17 protein-coding genes are annotated in these 15,813 nt (G+C 59.3%); 4 read left to right on the top strand and 13 right to left on the bottom strand.

Annotation, left to right across the window (positions count from 1 at the left end):
- Positions 1 to 59: 59 nt before the first annotated feature.
- Positions 60 to 1,271 carry a hypothetical protein gene (locus IH881_13250; protein ID MCH7868654.1) on the bottom strand — a complete coding sequence of 404 codons (1,212 nt, stop codon included), beginning with the start codon at positions 1,269 to 1,271 and terminating at the stop codon, positions 60 to 62.
- A gap of 39 nt (positions 1,272 to 1,310) precedes the next feature.
- Between IH881_13250 and IH881_13245 the strand changes: the two genes are divergently transcribed.
- Together IH881_13245 and IH881_13240 are read left to right on the top strand one after the other, a co-directional pair.
- Entirely contained in the window at positions 1,311 to 2,009 is a 699-nt protein-coding gene (locus tag IH881_13245; protein MCH7868653.1) for a CoA pyrophosphatase, read from the top strand.
- Between the two features lie 67 nt (positions 2,010 to 2,076).
- On the top strand, positions 2,077 to 2,994 hold the full coding sequence (locus tag IH881_13240) for an ATP-binding protein (GenBank protein ID MCH7868652.1): 918 nt from the start codon (positions 2,077 to 2,079) through the stop codon (positions 2,992 to 2,994).
- 2 nt (positions 2,995 to 2,996) lie between these two features.
- Here the strand turns inward: IH881_13240 and IH881_13235 are convergent, their stop codons facing one another.
- Complete coding sequence (locus tag IH881_13235; protein MCH7868651.1) at positions 2,997 to 4,178, bottom strand: pyridoxal phosphate-dependent aminotransferase family protein; 1,182 nt, start codon at positions 4,176 to 4,178, stop codon at positions 2,997 to 2,999.
- Positions 4,179 to 4,591: 413 nt separating this feature from the next.
- Between IH881_13235 and IH881_13230 the strand changes: the two genes are divergently transcribed.
- Positions 4,592 to 5,434, top strand: a complete 843-nt coding sequence (locus IH881_13230; protein ID MCH7868650.1) for a VacJ family lipoprotein — start codon at positions 4,592 to 4,594, stop codon at positions 5,432 to 5,434.
- 29 nt (positions 5,435 to 5,463) lie between these two features.
- Here IH881_13230 and IH881_13225 read toward each other — a convergent pair whose 3' ends face one another.
- The gene (locus IH881_13225) at positions 5,464 to 6,330 is read right to left on the bottom strand and encodes an alpha/beta hydrolase (GenBank protein ID MCH7868649.1); all 867 of its coding nucleotides are present in this window, start codon (positions 6,328 to 6,330) and stop codon (positions 5,464 to 5,466) included.
- A 309-nt stretch (positions 6,331 to 6,639) separates the two neighbouring features.
- Between IH881_13225 and IH881_13220 the strand changes: the two genes are divergently transcribed.
- On the top strand, positions 6,640 to 7,122 hold the full coding sequence (locus IH881_13220) for a cold shock domain-containing protein (protein ID MCH7868648.1): 483 nt from the start codon (positions 6,640 to 6,642) through the stop codon (positions 7,120 to 7,122).
- 169 nt (positions 7,123 to 7,291) lie between these two features.
- Here the strand turns inward: IH881_13220 and IH881_13215 are convergent, their stop codons facing one another.
- From IH881_13215 to IH881_13170, 10 genes are all read right to left on the bottom strand, one after another.
- A complete protein-coding gene (locus tag IH881_13215) occupies positions 7,292 to 8,002 on the bottom strand; it encodes a transposase (GenBank protein MCH7868647.1) in 711 nt (236 codons plus the stop codon).
- 233 nt (positions 8,003 to 8,235) lie between these two features.
- A complete protein-coding gene (locus IH881_13210; protein ID MCH7868646.1) occupies positions 8,236 to 9,447 on the bottom strand; it encodes an SDR family NAD(P)-dependent oxidoreductase in 1,212 nt (403 codons plus the stop codon).
- A 137-nt stretch (positions 9,448 to 9,584) separates the two neighbouring features.
- Positions 9,585 to 11,510, bottom strand: coding sequence for a response regulator (locus IH881_13205; protein MCH7868645.1), 1,926 nt, complete (start codon positions 11,508 to 11,510; stop codon positions 9,585 to 9,587).
- Positions 11,511 to 11,818: 308 nt separating this feature from the next.
- Positions 11,819 to 12,460 carry a response regulator transcription factor gene (locus tag IH881_13200; protein MCH7868644.1) on the bottom strand — a complete coding sequence of 214 codons (642 nt, stop codon included), beginning with the start codon at positions 12,458 to 12,460 and terminating at the stop codon, positions 11,819 to 11,821.
- Between the two features lie 569 nt (positions 12,461 to 13,029).
- The gene (locus tag IH881_13195) at positions 13,030 to 13,641 is read right to left on the bottom strand and encodes a threonylcarbamoyl-AMP synthase (GenBank protein MCH7868643.1); all 612 of its coding nucleotides are present in this window, start codon (positions 13,639 to 13,641) and stop codon (positions 13,030 to 13,032) included.
- Complete coding sequence (locus tag IH881_13190) at positions 13,641 to 13,835, bottom strand: hypothetical protein (GenBank protein MCH7868642.1); 195 nt, start codon at positions 13,833 to 13,835, stop codon at positions 13,641 to 13,643. The genes IH881_13195 and IH881_13190 overlap by 1 nt, the downstream gene beginning before the upstream one ends.
- A gap of 98 nt (positions 13,836 to 13,933) precedes the next feature.
- Positions 13,934 to 14,659: an inosine monophosphate cyclohydrolase gene (locus IH881_13185; GenBank protein MCH7868641.1), complete on the bottom strand. Its 726-nt coding sequence runs from the start codon at positions 14,657 to 14,659 to the stop codon at positions 13,934 to 13,936.
- A 1-nt stretch (position 14,660) separates the two neighbouring features.
- Entirely contained in the window at positions 14,661 to 15,113 is a 453-nt protein-coding gene (locus IH881_13180; protein ID MCH7868640.1) for a hypothetical protein, read from the bottom strand.
- The gene (locus IH881_13175; protein MCH7868639.1) at positions 15,110 to 15,448 is read right to left on the bottom strand and encodes an SET domain-containing protein-lysine N-methyltransferase; all 339 of its coding nucleotides are present in this window, start codon (positions 15,446 to 15,448) and stop codon (positions 15,110 to 15,112) included. Before IH881_13175 ends, IH881_13180 begins: the two co-directional genes overlap by 4 nt.
- 53 nt (positions 15,449 to 15,501) lie before the next feature.
- The coding region (locus tag IH881_13170) for a hypothetical protein (protein ID MCH7868638.1) at positions 15,502 to 15,813 on the bottom strand (312 nt) is incomplete at its 5' end.

Raw genomic sequence — 15,813 nt, 5'->3', positions numbered from 1 at the left:
CTCATGTGTCGCGGCGATTCTGCTCCGAAGAACCCCGTAAGTCACTGAAATAACTCAGCTTATAAATCTTCTTCCGACTCTTCTTCCGACTCTTCGAGAGAGCGGTCGAGTTGTTCCGCGTAACTCAACCGGTCGTGATCGGCGATGGTTCGGTCGAGGTTGGCACCGACCCGGAACAAGCGTTCGAGCGGCGTGCGTCTCACCACCGAGGCCAGATCGAGTTGATGTTCACTCGAAAGGAACTCGAGGCCCAGGCTGGCGAGTACGGCCACCTTCTCGACCGCCTTGGGGAGGGTTTCGATATCGCCCAGGGGCAGGCCGTCGGCCATCGCAACCTTGTTTGCGAGCGAGATGAAACCGAAAAAGAACGAACGCCTTTCACTGGCATCGAGTTCGGCGGCCGCTCGAAATACTGCGTGCTGTGCGTCGCGGGTGGCGGGAAGCTGAGGCATCCAAACCGGTAGATTCCAGTCAATGCCGCCCAGGCCGATGTCCTGAAGTGGGATGTCCGCCCGTTGGTCGGGTCGAAGGAAACCGTAAATTCGCATCGACTCGTCCCAAGAGGGAAAACCGAGATCCTCGAGTCGGCCGGTGCGCCAGCGGATCGCCCATTCTTCGAGATCGCTGTCCATTTCCCAAATCACGCCCTGTAGTACCCGGAAATACAGCCAATAGTCCCTGGTAAACAGTGTCTGGAGAAGCCGCCCGATTGCCGCAACGTCGTCCTTGTTATCTTTGGCAATGAAATAGAACTGGCCATCGAGTGTCTGGCCCCCCTCCGGCACCTGCCAGCTTTCATCGTCGTTGGGCTTGAGTTCGACCCAAATCCGGGCGCGCAGAAACAGCACCCAAAGTTCGGCGTCGATGGACTGGCCCCCCCGGAGCAGCGTTTCTTCCCCCGCTTCGGCCATGATTTCGAGCCACGAACCGAGCTTCTCCGAGTTGGGGATGATTCCACTCCAGGCGTCGAGGTCCGCACATGCAACCAGTTGCGTGGTAGTCGCGTGCTCGAGGATCCAGCTGCCGTCCATCAGACCCACGGCCTTGACCGTGAAACACAGCTCAGCCTCGGGAATGAGGGGGATCACGGCCTCGGGCTTGTCAAAAAGCTCGAGCATCGTTGCCCGGCGGGCCAATGGAGTCTCGCAGAACAGTGCCACCTGGTCGTCGAGCGAAAGTCCCACGAGCATCGACTCGGCCGCGCGCTTGTCGCTGCGGGCCAGGGTCAGGACCCGCTTGTAGTCTGGGCGGGTTTCGAGAGAATCGACCATCGGCGGCAACCTAGCTCGATTTTCCTTCGAAGTCGCGCGATGTTCGCTGCAACTGGCGCGGATTGCCTATGGTACGGAACCGTGATCGACCTCGACCATATCCGCCATCGTCTCGCCAGCCACACGCCGCAGCTGCGTCCCACCGACGGGATGGGACTGGCGGGCGTGACGATCCTGCTGCGTGAGGGCGGGTCTAGCTCCGGGCGCGGCGGGCCCGAGATGCTGCTGATCGAACGGGCCACCCGCCCGGGAGACCCATGGTCGGGACATATGGCCTTTCCGGGTGGACGAGCGGAGCCCGGGGATCCATCGCTGCAGAAGACCGCCGAGCGTGAAGCCCTCGAAGAGGTGGGGATCGCTCTCGCGGACGCCCTGTACATCGGGCGCCTCGACGATCTGGGGGGCCGCACTGGCGCGACCGACAAGATTGTCGTTTCCGCCTATGTGTACCATCTGGCGGACCCGGGGCGACTCGAGATCGCCCGGGATGAAGTTGCCAATGCATTCTGGGTCCCGCTCGATCACCTCGTGCACCCGGACAATCACGTTCGCTACCCCATGCAGTACGGAGAGCACAACCTCGTGTTTCCGGGCATCAGCATAGGTGTTCGCGAAGATTTGGTTGTCTGGGGGCTAACCTATCGTTTTCTAGAGAGCTTCTTTGAAATCATTGGCAGCCCACTTTTCGAACATGGCATTCCCGACCCCGAAGAGGCTTACGCGAGTTCCTCTGAGTAGTGCCCGACTGCGGGGGATGGCCAGCCGCGCTGCACGGCCTTCCGCACTCTTCTAAAATGGACCGATCATGAAGCTACCGGATCGACTCAGGGAACGTCTCGAACGCGTGCTCGAACTCGGCGAACGCCTGCTCGGCGATCTGGTCGACGAGAATCCCGACGCCAGCCTCTTCGAAACCCGTCGCGCTTTTCGCTGGGACCCCGGGCGTGGGCGGGGACTCGGCCAATTGGTTGCGATCGAAAAGCCAGCCAGCTTTGACCTCAACGATCTCTACGGAGTCGATCGGGCGATCGAATCCTTTGTCCGCAACATCGAACAATTCCTGCGCGGCCTGCCCTTCAACCACGTGCTGTTGTACGGCGACCGCGGAACGGGCAAGTCATCCGCGGTGCGCGGAGTCCTCAAACGCTTTGGCGACGGGGGATTGCGCCTGATTGAAGTCGAAAAGGACGAGTTGGTTCACCTACCCAGGGTGCTGGATGCCATCCGCAGCGGCGGTCAGGATTTTCGCTTTCTGATCTTCTGCGACGATCTTTCGTTTGGTGGGGGCGAGGCGGGTTATCGGGAAATGAAGGCGGTGCTCGACGGAAGCTTCGCGGGACCCCCAGAAAACGTGTGCCTTGTTGTGACCAGCAATCGGAGGCAGTTGGTATCGCAGTCGATGGCCGACAATCGCCAGGCCGAACTCGACGCCGATAACGAACTCCATCTCGGCGAAGTCCTCGAAGAGAAGCTCGCCCTGGCCGATCGCTTTGGCCTGACCCTCGGGTTCTACTGCTTCGATCAGCCGACCTACCTCGCGATCGTCGAGCAGTACCTCAAAAAAGAAGGTTGTGGCCCGCTCTCGGACGAGGTGCAGGCAGAAGCGCTTCGTTTCGCGTTGCGACGGGGATCCAGATCGGGTCGCACAGCCCGCCAGTTCGTGAATCAATGGGCGGGCGAGCGGAAACTCCGCGAACTGTTTCTAGCCGACAAGAATCACTAGCTCTAGATGACGTCGAGCTCCCGGCCCACCTTCGCCAGGGCGGTGAGGGCCTGATCGAGGTGCTCGCGGGTGTGGGTAGCCATGTAGGAGGTCCGGATCATCGCCTGGCCCTGTGGAACTGCGGGGGGGACGATGGCGTTGGCGAACACTCCTTCTTGTTGGAGGCGTTTGACCATCGTAAATGCCGAGATCTCGTCTCCAATGACGAGCGGAATCACTGGTGAGTCCGAATCGCCGGTATCGAAGCCAAGGTTCTTGAGCTCCCGCATCATGTATTTCGTGTTCTCCCAGAGCTGCTTGCGACGCTCGGGCTCGCGCTTCATGACTCCGAGGGAAGCGATTACGGCTGCAGCCATCGGCGGTGGCGTGGCGGCGGAAAAGATTTGAGAACGGGCATGGTGCTTGATGAACTCGATCACCTGCTTCGGGCCAGAGATGAAGCCGCCAACCGTGGCCAAGGATTTCGAAAAAGTCCCCATCGTGAGATCGACTTCGTGTTCGAGCCCAAAGTGTTCAGCGGTACCTCGACCGTTTTCCCCAAACACCCCGAGTCCATGGGCATCGTCGACCATCAGGCGGGTGTTGTAGCGGTTCTTCAATTTGACCAGACCAGGCAGGTCACAGAGGTCTCCCTCCATGGAGAAGACACCGTCTACGATGATCATCCTGCCTTTTGTCTCGTCAGAGCGCTTGAGTTTGCCCTCGAGGTCGTCCATGTCGTTGTGCTTGAACTTGAGGCTCTTGCCAAAGCCCAGACGGACGCCGTCGATAATCGAAGCGTGGTCCAGACAGTCGAGGAATGCGATGTCGTGTCGACCGAGCAGACAGGAGATCACCCCGAGATTGACCTGGTAGCCCGTGGAAAACGTCAGAACAGCGTCCGCGTTCATGAATTCGGCAATGGCTTCCTCGAGTTCGACATGAATGTCGAGGGTGCCGTTCAACAGGCGTGAACCGGCGCAACCCGTGCCGTATTTCGCCACGGCCTTGGCCGCAGCGGTCTTGATCTCGGGATGGTTTGTCAGCCCGAGGTAGTTGTTCGAGCCCAGCATGATGATTTTTTCGCCATCGATCGTGACGACCGGGTCCTGAGGCGAAGATATGCTGCGAAAATATGCGTAGAGATCGTTGGCGCGTAGCTCGCGGGTCAGCGTGTACTCACCACACTTATCAAGAATGTCCACGGAACCCTCCTCCGCGAAGTGGCGAACCGTCCCTATGGACGAAACCAGCTCCGGGAATTCACCAGATCGGCTTGATTATCGACGGTTGCGGGGCAAATCATCGTGTTTTCCCTGCGTCGTATCCCGACTGGTGACCTGAATTGCATCATGAGTTGCTTGAGACTCCGGCAATCAGCATTCGTTTCATTCAAATTGGATCCGCCCGGTTAGGGTCTGGATGCTCGACGTAAGGCCTAAACCGCCAAGTTACTGGGGGGAACGGCAGCTTACCGCAGCCGTACAGCACGCGGCACAGGAGAATTGCGATCTGGGCCCCAAGGGGTAATTCATTTTGTTCGCGACTTCCTGTGGTTGGGGTGCAGAGCGAGGTGCTCTGGTAGAGTGCTCGCCGCCGCGAGGTGAGGGGGAAACCGATGCACGTCCGCATACTGCTCCAGGCCCTTGTGGTCATGGGAGTCATGGCAATGCTCGGGATGAGTGCGGCCGCGGCTGTGGCGGAAGACCTACCCGGTGCTTCCCAAGTCGTCGAGGCGATTGGCGAAAGCGAGCCTCCGACGGAACCGTTTCTCGCCGAAGACGAGCCCGACCCGCTGTTCGACGACGATTTCGACCTCGAATCGGATGCCGGCTATTCGGACCCCTACGAAGAACCCAATCGCGCCGTTTTTACCTTCAATCAGGGCCTGGATCGATACTTTCTCGGGCCGATTGCCAGCTTTTTCGGCTACGTGACCCCGGGGCCGGTGAAACGCGGTCTTCGCAATTTATTCGACAATCTCAACTTCCCGGTCGTGGTGATCAACGACGTACTCCAGCTCGAATGGAAGGACGCCAGCGTGAGCACCGGCGCATTCCTGATCAATTCGACCATTGGGATCGCGGGCTTGTTCGAGCCCGCCAAGCAAATCGGCATGCCCCGGCACGTTTCGAACTTCGATCAGACCCTTGCGCTCGCCCGGATGCCCCGCGGTCCCTATCTCATGATTCCAATCGCAGGACCCTCCACGGCGCGCGGCACTCTGGGCTCGTTTGTCGACCTGTTGATGCAGCCGACCACATGGTTCTTCCCAGTGACTGCGTTGTTCAGATCTGGCGGCGAGGGAGTCGTGAGACTGGAAGAGCACATGGACGAACTCGAGGCACTCGAGCGCTCATCGGTCGATTTCTATTCGGTACTGCGCAGCGCGTACCTGCAAACCCGCGAAGAGCAGGTTTGGGGGCGAAGGCAGCACCGGCGTCCGTCCGCGACTGACTGAGCGCCTGCGGCGGAATGAAAGCCCCGCAGCTATTCGCCAAGCATGAACTTACACACGCAGTCGCGGAATCCGTCTGGGTTGTCCGTCATTACCGAGTGTCCCGCCTGGGGGACGATCGCGAGGCTGGCGTTCGACATCACGTCTTCGACCATGCGATCGGCCACATCCGCACTCATGATGTCAGAGGCGGCGCCTCGCACCACCAGACTGGGGCACTCGATCTTCGCGAGGGCGTCCCAGAGGGCCTTTGTGGTGGCTTCTTCGTACTTCGCCAATGCTTCCGAATCTAGCTGTCCGGCCGCCAGGCCGCGAAAAGAGCTGTCCATCTTCAAAATGTAGCGGCCGTCGTCGCGCTGCTTGAGTCCGTAGTGCGCCATTCGCTTGATCGATTTCGGGTTGGCCGCCGGGTACGAAGTAGAGAGATAGCTTTCGTATTGCTGGACGGTTTCGAAGCTCGGGTCGCGGTGCCGCTCTACGTCTTGCGAAATCCTGGTGGTTCCTCTCGCGTCGAGTTCCGGGGCCGAATCTACGATCACGAAACCCGCCATCTGATCTGGGTTCGCTGCTGCATACCGCATGCATACCCGCCCACCGAGGGAATGGCCCACGAGAACCACGCGGTCGAATCCCAGATTCGTGATTACGGCTTCGAGATCAGCCTGATGGTTTTCGTAGTCGTAGCGGGCTTCGGCGTCCCAGTCGGAGTCGCCATGTCCGCGAAGATCCATGGCGTAGACCTGGTAGACCTCAGCCACCGCGGGGGCAAAGTCTTCCCAAATGTGAGATTCGTTTCCAAAGCCGTGGACCAACATGACCGGAACTCCCTCGTCGCTCCATCGAAGCAGGTGCATTTGAAGGCCGTCAGAGCCGGGGACGCTCAGGGATTCCGGAGTCATGGTCGTTCTAGGCTAGCGAAGCAGGGCCTCCCAACTCCAGCGCTGCCCCGTTGGGTTCCCCGCCGGGCGGCATTGCAACAGCGTCCATTGGCGGGTCCAGAGTCCATTTGTCGGCCCGCCGATTGACCCTTTCGGGATCATCTTCTATGGTTCGGCGCCCCGTCGCTCCGCTGCAAGCAAGGCCGCGGAGTCTCCGAACTGGCTGACCCACATTGTTGCATCCCCCATCGACCTGCTGCGTTTAGGTTGCGGCGCGGGTGCGATGTTGGACTGGCGGCCACGAAGCGCTGAAAACTCAAGGTTCCCGCGATGCTCTCACTAGATGAAATTGAAGAAGGTCTACTCATTACCCATCGCAACACGGGGCTTCGCTACAGCCTGATCGACGTGAGCGACGAAGAGGTCCTGCTCTCCCCCAATCAGGAGGGGCTCGAGGACCTGACGGTTCCCATCGATCTGTTCCGCAACGAATTCATTTCGAGTGACCGCTTTCGCTCGGGTCCCCGCAAAGGTGGCCGCGGCAAGGGACGCAGGCGAACAACCGCGCCCACCCAGGCCGTCGGTGGTCCCAAGTGCAAGGGCAAGATCAAGAAGATGGTGCGCGACCGAGGCTTCGGTTTCATCCGAGGCGACGACGGCAAGGAAGTCTTTTTCCACCGTTCAGGCCTCAACGCCGCCGACTACGACGGACTGTCCGAAGGTGACACCGTCGAATACGTAGTCCAAGAAGGCCCCCGCGGCGCCCGCGCAGAGAACGTTCGCCAGGCAGGGGCGACTCCAGATTCAGCATGATATTTAGCGAGTGGGTTCGTTGTTGGTCTTCCTGTTGTGGGGCTTTGGGATTAAGCCTCGGGAGCCCCTGCTTTACTGGGCATGTTGCCATTTGGGCAATGAGGGAAAGGGCGGTTTGGTAGTGCGGACTGGCTGGGCGTCGGCGAGAGCGCTGGGTGGGGGAGAGTTTTTAGCCAGGTATTGCGGAGAGGTCGATTAGGCCGCGTCTGCGCCAGCCTTTGCTGAGGAGCCAGCCCACCGCCTTGGCGACTCCTACATCTTCTTGGATGGCCGCCTTCACTCGCAAGCTTTCAGAGCTTGCGTGCCACCCGTCGAACTGACTGCCCGAAGAGGCTTCATCGATCTTCACCGGCGGCGAATGCCCGTTCCGCTGTTTGAAGTGCTTTCGAATATTAAGAAGTACATAACGAAGCGCATTGCGCACCTGCGTGGGAGACGTGAGGAGCTGAACGTGATAGCGACCTGCAATCACCTTACCGGTTCGCTTAAAGACACGATTCACAGCCAGTGCAAAACGAGCAGCAATCGACTTCATACCCCGGGACAAAGTATCCTGAGACTCGGCCTCAACGATCATGTGAAGATGATTATGCTGGATGGAATACTCAACCAACCGAAAGTCACCGCGCTCACACCCCTGGGCGAATGTCTTCCGCACTTCCATCACGAGTGATCGTTGCCGAAGGTTCGAGAGTCCCTTTACAACACGCAACGTCACATGGGCGGGAGTGAGTTTATGAAAATTAGATCGTTGTCGATGAGGCACCTGGCCCCGCCCAACCCGTTTAGCGCCAGCCCCTTTGCGCGGCCCGCCATGCCCAGAGGTCATACGCTTCTGCAAGACATAGTCAGAAAGTTCGAGCTGCTTGATTACTGCCATGCCTCTAATGTAGCAGAATCATCGCCCTTATCAACCTATTAATGCGTCAGATAAACAAAATAAACACAACCACAACTTGCGAACTTTCATTCACCCCCTGTCCGCGCCGCCGCTATATCCGTCAACAACTACCACTCCCGAAACCACCCTTTCCCTCATCGCCCAAATGGCAACATGCCCAGTACAGCAAGCCCCCCGAGCCTCACCCCCAAAGCCCCGCAACCACACCCGCCTCAGCGATTTTCAATCGGCGTCCGGTTCTTGATCACATCCCGCGCGACATAAGCGATCAGCGAGCGGGGCAGGATGCGCGGTGGCACCATGGCTCGCGCCCAGTTGAACCAGCCCGCAATTACCGTGGGCTGCCGCCCTACTGCCGATATCGCAATTTCTACCACCTCGAGGGCCGTCTGACCCGAGTGGGGAATTTCTCCGGCGATTTCATGGAACTCGGTTTCGGTTGAGCCCGGCTCGAGCACGAGCACGTCGATTCCCTCCTCGCGCAGTTCAACGTAGAGAGATTCGCCGAGTAGCTGTTCAAAGGCCTTGGTCGCGCTGTAGACGCCGTGCAGGGGAATGGGTTGCCGCCCCGCCACCGACCCGGTAATGATCACGGCCCCCCGCCCACGCTCCTTCATACCGGGCAGCAGCTTGCTGGTCAGCACCAGCGGCGCGGCGCAGTTTACCATCACCAGCTCGCGCAAGCGGTCGGTGCTCTGTTTGTCAAAACGTCCTACATACCCGAGTCCGGCATTGTTGACGAGCACGCCAATCTCCAGGTCGGCACAGGCGGCCGCCAGGTGATCTGGGCCATCGGCTGTCGAGAGGTCCACTTCGACGACTCTGGTTTCGACCCGGTGGTGCGATTCGAGTTCTTGCGCGAGATCGTTGAGACGATCTTTGCGCCGTGCGGCGAGCACACATGACATGCCTTCACGCGCCAACGCACGGGCAAACTCGACACCCAAGCCCGCCGAGGCTCCAGTGATCAAGGCCCACTCGCCGTAACGCGCACGCATGGATTTGTGCGCGAAGCTGAAGTGCTCGCGCGCGTCGGCCAGCGCCGCACTCAAGAGCGCAAAGGGCGCCGCACTGATAATTCCAAAGAACCAGCCCGACAAGGAAAACCCATAATATCCGATGCTCCAGACCAACATCCCCAGCGATATCTGTGCGGTGTAGAGGGCGCCCCAGGTGCAGATCCACGGTCGGCGGCGGCGGAAGCCATGGGTGGCCGCGGCGTACACGAACCAATGGGGAAAGGCCCAGAGCTTGGCCCACCAACCGGTAAACATGATGCCAAACCAGACCTCTTGGTCTTCCGCAACGGGTTTCCAGAAAATATCCCAGGGCATGTAGATGAAGGCCATGAAGGCGCTGAAGACCATCAGGGCGTTGATCCAAATGGGGCGATCTCGGAATAGATCGCGCAACCAATCGGTCATGAGGGGGGCACCTCCGCAGTAGCTGAACAGTGGCTAGACGCCCAGACGTTACCCGAACGCTGCTGGGTTAGCAGTCCATTGAGTGACCCCGGCTGGGTATTGATTCGGTGGGAGAATTGAGGGGCGAGATCGCCGATCTATGCGCGCTCGAGAGCCTCACGGACCTTCGCAGCCAGGGTATGCATGGCAAACGGCTTCTCGACCACCGGTAGCGACGCGTCCCACGCGCCTTCGGCCTGCAGCGCCTGCTCGGAGTAGCCAGAGGTGAAGAGCACGCGAAGCGACGGGCGGGCATGGACCACCTGTTCGGCGATTTCGCGGCCGCAAAGGTGTGGCATGGCGAGGTCGGCCATCACGAGGTGGATGGGGCCTCGGTGGGTGGCGCAGATCTTCAGAGCACCCGGCCCATCTTCGGCCGCAAGCACCTCGTAGCCCCAGCGGGTCAACACCCGCTCAAACAATCCGCGAACCACGCATTCGGGTTCGACGAGCAGGATCGTCTCTCCCTGGGCCAACGCGATCTCGCGATTGCTCACTTCAGGCTCTTGCAACGTCGCGTCGGCATTCGCGATCGGGAGAAATAAATGAAATGCTGAACCCTTGTCGATCTCGCTTTCCACCACGATCAAACCGCCACAGCCTTCGACAATTCCCGCGACGGTGGACAGACCGATTCCCGTCCCGCGGCCATCGCGCTTGGTGGTGTAAAAGGGTTCGAACAGGCGCTTGCGGGTGTCTTCACTCATGCCACTTCCGGTATCGAGCACGCTCAATACGACATAGCTGCCCGAGACCAATCCAGCTGGCGCATGAATACTGAGTGATTCACTCGCGCGCCCGATATCGAGGGAAACTTCGGAGGTACCGTCGACCTGGACTTCGTTGGTCGCGATCGTCAGCAAGCCTCCGTCCGGGGCCATGGCGTCTCGCGCGTTTGCGACCAGATTCAAGATCACCTGATCGAAGCGCGCGGGATCGACTCGTACCGCCCTAATCTCGACTCCGAGTTGGTAGACGACCTCTACTTGTTCGCCCGCGATGCGACTGACTATCTTGGCCAGGAGGGCCACAACGCTGTTGAGATCGAGCAACTTGGGATCGTGGCTCTTCGCTCTACTGAATCCGAGAATTTGTTCCACTAGCGCAGTCGCCCGGTCCGCCGCGCGGCGAATTTCGTGAATTTCGTCCTGCCCCTGTCCGTCCTCACCCATCTCGAGAGACAACAGTTCGCCGTAGCCGAGAATCGCCGTGAGGTAGTTGTTGAAGTCGTGTGCGATTCCGCTCGCCAACCGCCCGACGACTTCCAGGCGTTGCGTCGTCTGCAGACGCGCCTGGGTGTCGGCGAAGGTCTGCTCGCTGCGTTTGCGCTCGAGCAGGCCGGAAACCATGTCGAGCATCACCCGGGTGAGGGCGAGCGAATCGGTGGACCACGGCCGGGAGAGTTCGTTGCTGTCGACCTTGAGAAACCCCACGAGCGCGCCGTGGGAAATCATTGGAACGAACAGTAGCGACGCGAATCTCCGACGCCGGAAAAACGAACGCTCTGCGTTGGCGATATCGGGGAGATCATCGATCGAATGCCAGCAGACCGATTCCGACTTGCCGAGTTGACCAGCGAGCCACGGGTAGTCGGTGAGGCCAAAACCTTCGATACCCTCCTCCGCCGCCAGCGCATGCGGATCGCCAGCGCGCATGAAGTCTCCCGCGGCCCGGCCAAAGCACGCGATCTCGACGAATGAAGTCGCATCCGCGGTTCGCAGATACAACGCGACTCGGTCGGCCGGGAGCGACAGCGCAATCAAACGCAACGCCTCGTCTACACCCTGACCCGCATCGGCAGCCGGCAAATTCGCAAACTGTCCGGACAGTGTCGCGACGATTTCACAAAATGATCGCTGGGTCTCCAGGGCGCGATGAGTTTGGGGCGTAGGAGTTTCGCGGGGCTTGACGCGCCGACTCGGTGCATTGGCGTGATCGCTGGCGAAGGATGTCGGTTGGCTCCCCGTTGTCGTATTCAGGTACGCAATCAAATTCCATCGGTACCGCGCCTGAGTTCTGCTCACGCCTGCTGCGACTTGCGCGTGGACCGTCCATTGCTTCGTCAATTACTGCGGCGGGCTTTAGCAATACTGGAAAAGTTGCGTGTTGCTGGAATGGCAAGTGGTCGGCAACTCATCAGGTGAAGGCTTGAATAAGCAAGTTGCCGCGACTTTCTCGCACTCGTGATTCTTACGGGTTCCGGTGCGGTCTACTTGCCAGCAAGACCGAGATGATTTATGTCGGGGATCGGGAACGAGAACGGCCGCGATGCATTGCGTGAATGCACCGCGGCCGCTTTGGGCCTGAATCTCGCGGATATTGGGAAGGGGTGTTAGGGCTCCACCAATCCTGCGCGAATTGCAAAGCGCACCAATCCCGAAACTTTGTGGATATCGAGCTTCTCCATCAAGTTCGAGCGATGAGAATCGATCGTCTTGAGCGAGACCCCGAGCATGTTGGCAATTTCTTTGCTCGAGAGACCCTCGGCGATCAACTGCAGCACTTCTCGCTCACGATCCGTCAACATGGCGACGCCGGAGGGTGACGAATCTCCAGGGCGCGCGATTGCATCGACAACCTGCTGGGTGATCGCCGGCGAGAGGTAGGATGCGCCGCCTCGCACCGCATCGATGGCCTGAAGTAGATCGGATGAAGCCGAGTTCTTCACGATGTAGCCCGAAGCTCCCGCCCGCAGCACTTCTTCGACATAGGTCCGGCTTTCATGCATCGAAAGCACGAGGATCTTTGCCTGGGAACCCTGCTTCCCAATCCTGCGGGTCGCATCGATCCCCGAAAGCCGTGGCATCCAGATGTCCATGATGACGACATCGGGCTGCTTTTCCAAAACCATCTGCACGGCCTCTTCTCCGTCAGATGCCTCACCAATTACGGTAAAATCGCTACGTGCTTCTAGCAGCTTTACCAGCCCTTCTCGGACAATTTTATGGTCATCGGCTACAACGATTGTCGTCATTTGTCTCCCCCGGTCCACGTTGCTTCGTGGTCATTTGAATTACGGAGAGTACGGCGGCCCACCGGCACAGCTATGGGGCGTTTGCCCGAAAAGCCGGGGAATTAGGCCGAAGCCAAATTCGATGCGAATATGTTTCGCGGACGCGGTCGCGTGAGACACGAAAATGTGTTAACCGGTGAAATTTAAAACGGAAATTCCGTCCGTAAGCATCGGTGACTGCGCGACTATTAACGCTCTCGGTGCACCTGCGAACAGCCGACAATCCGGGCAGCCCCGAAATTACGCTCCCCAAAGTCCGGGGGGATGCCCGGGGAACCAGTGCGGGGCTCCTCGTATGAAATGCTCCGGTGTTTTCCCATAACCTATTAGATAAATCGCCGCTGTATAAGCAGTTTCCCGGATACCGTCGATTCCCCACAGCGCTGTAAACCGCGAGTTGGGGACGGCAAATAGCACCGCGCCCGCTTGCGAGTATTAATCAAGGCGAGACCGAGGTATTACCCCAAGAAAAGCCCCTCAGAACAACATAATTTGGATTTGCCGCTTAACTGTGTCACCAACACCCATTCTCAATTGGGGATGGGACCCTGTCCTTCGCGCACCACTTCGATGTCATCGCGACCGGCGCGCAGGACCGTCGAAGGGTCGGGCCATAGGGCGCCGCAGTCGACGACGCACTCGACGTCGGAGCGATGGCGAAGCTCCAGTATTTCGGGGTCTTCCATTTCGGGGGTTTCCTCAGCGGACGTAACCGATCCCACCAGCAGAGGCTCTCCCGTGAGTTCGACCAGCATTCGGCACACCGCATGGTCCGGCATTCGCAATCCGATTTCGTGGTCGCGATTCTTCATCGCGCGAGGAACGTCCACCGAGGCCTTTAGCACGATGGTGTAGGGGCCCGGAAGGATGCGGCGCGCCATGCGAAAGACGCGATTGTCCATGATTCCGTATTTCCCAAAATCCGTCAGCTCGTTGACCATCAGCGAAAGAGGCTTGCGCGAGCGTTCGTCGATCGACTTGAGTTGTCGAAGCTTGGCAATGCCCTTTGCGCTGGAGAGCGCGCAGCCGAAGGCATAGCCGGTGTCGGTCGGTATGATCACTACGCCACCCTTGCGCAGGGCCGCGACCGCTGGCTCGAGCCTTCGGGGAGCGGGTCGCTCCATGTCGATTCGCAGACGCATCAGTGCAGTATCCCGATCCACACAGCAGACGTAAAGCCGCAAACCATGGGAGTAGCCCGGCGGCCGACAAAGGGCAGATTCATCACCACCACCGACTTCACGATGCCGTTTAGCCAGCGAAAATGTGTCGCGGTCCCGATCGACATTTTCGAGACGCTCGGCTCGGCTTCGTCGGTTTCAGGTGGATCGGACAAACACGCACTCCCTGCTGCGAAGCGTATGAATCGTCAGTCGTCCTGCCGATCGGTCTGAATGAGCCCGATGGGGGAAGACCCACCGGGCAGCTTCGAGTCTAGAATCGATTCTTGATAATGAGCGAACTCGCGCCGCCACTCGACGGAATGGATTTGACCGCCAGGGAAATTCGGTTCGCAGGGTCTAGCGCCTTCCAATAGGACTCAAGGATCTCTTCAGGCGACCCCGTGCAGGGAACAGCCAGGGGGTCCCCAGTAAAACTCGGCAGGGGAGATCCATCTCCTTGATACGTCGTGAGCAACCAGCCAAAGCCAGCCGACGGGTTCCCGGGGCGAAACGTCGTGCGATCGGTCTGATCGGGGTCGAGCCCATCCGCCCTGAGGATGCTCAAGGTCACGCTGGCGCTTTGCTCACGCAGATCGACGATCGCACTGATGCGCGGGGTGTAGTTGGGTGCATCGGGTTCTCGTTCGCGAGTTGCAAGGGCTGATTCAAAGGTTCCACCCCTTGCCAAAGCAGCGTAAATCGTGCGGGTCTGATCTCCGTTGGTGACGAGATAGGTCGCGTCTCCCTCCAGCATCGCCTCATAGATGATCAGACTCGGATCTTCGACCAGACTCATGTCGACCGCCTCGGTCCGCAGCACCTCACCTTCCGCCACGAAACGCCGATTGCGACTGTGTTCGCTGCGGCCCATGATGAAATAGACCAGCAGCCAGGCCTGATCGTCGCTCGATCTCCCGACCACCAGACCGCGACCCGGGTAGGAATTGCGCGCGATGTGAGATTGGAAATTCTGTTCAGCGAGTTCGATGGCACCCATACTATTCGCTTCCTTTGATCACTGTACCTTTGGCTCGCCAATCATTGAAGAAAATCGCATCCTCGAAATGTCCGTGGTTGTCACGAAGTTCCGCGGTCAGATCGCAGATCAGGTTTGCAATCGCCTCGCGAATACTTTCTTCGGTCCACAACACGGTTCCGTCTGGTGTCACGGTCGTGATCGACATGCGCAGCACCCGTACGGGTTCGGTCTCGTGGTACCAGTCGCCTTCGACTCCCTGATAGAGCGTCGCGCCCTCGGAAAGCGCACTCAACTTCCCCAGAAATCGCTTAACGGCTTCGAAGCCGAAAATTGCATCGGGAATATAGATGTCGAAGACCTGTTGAAGCGAAATCAACTGCACCAGCGAGTGATCCCGCTTGGCGTCTCCCTGCCCTGTACCGGGCACGCGCACTTCGACTACCGAAGGTGCGCGACCTCGCTCCACGTTCACTCGATGCGCTCCCAATCGTCTCCGTAGTGGATCGTGAGTTCGGCGCCCAGCTGGATGTTGCGCAGGGCGTGAAGCTCATTGCCGATGAATTCAGTGTTGGGGTCGCTCGAATGGTTGAGAAAGCGCAAGGCGTTGCGCCCTTCGATCCCCACCTCGTTGTCATCCTCGTCCAGGATCCACAACACATGCATCCCGTTCTTTCGCGTGAAGACCCCTTCAAAACTCGCGACATAAGCGCCCGGACGGATGCGTTTGGCCGCGAACAACCCGCGGCCATGAATGGGACTGGTCCAGACCTTCACTCGTTCCGCGGCTCCCGGCCGCCCGAGCCCAATTCGTTTTTGCTTTCGCACTCGCCCCCCTGACGCAACGATTGTCCAACAACCAACTAGAACCGATCTGCCGGCCAAAATACCAGAGCGTCCCTGGGCAGAATGCGCTCCAGGAACCGCTCCGGACGTTCGTCTGGAAACAGCGCAATGTCGAGACGCTCGGCCAACGCATTCATATTGAGACAACGCAGCATACTGCTCGGATCTGCGACCGGATGCGAACTCAGTCCTCGGTGCTCGAGTGCCACGGTGAGGGGTAGATCGTCAAAGGCCGGGAGCATTGCGGCGTTGCGCAACTCTCGGGACGACACCCCGCGCGGCGCCAGATCATCTTGCTCTCGCTCTTCGAGGATGCTCGAGACCAACAA

Source organism: Myxococcales bacterium, assembly GCA_022563535.1.
Lineage (GTDB): Bacteria > Myxococcota_A > UBA9160 > UBA9160 > UBA4427 > DUBZ01.
This window is presented reverse-complemented; position numbering and strand designations above follow the sequence as displayed.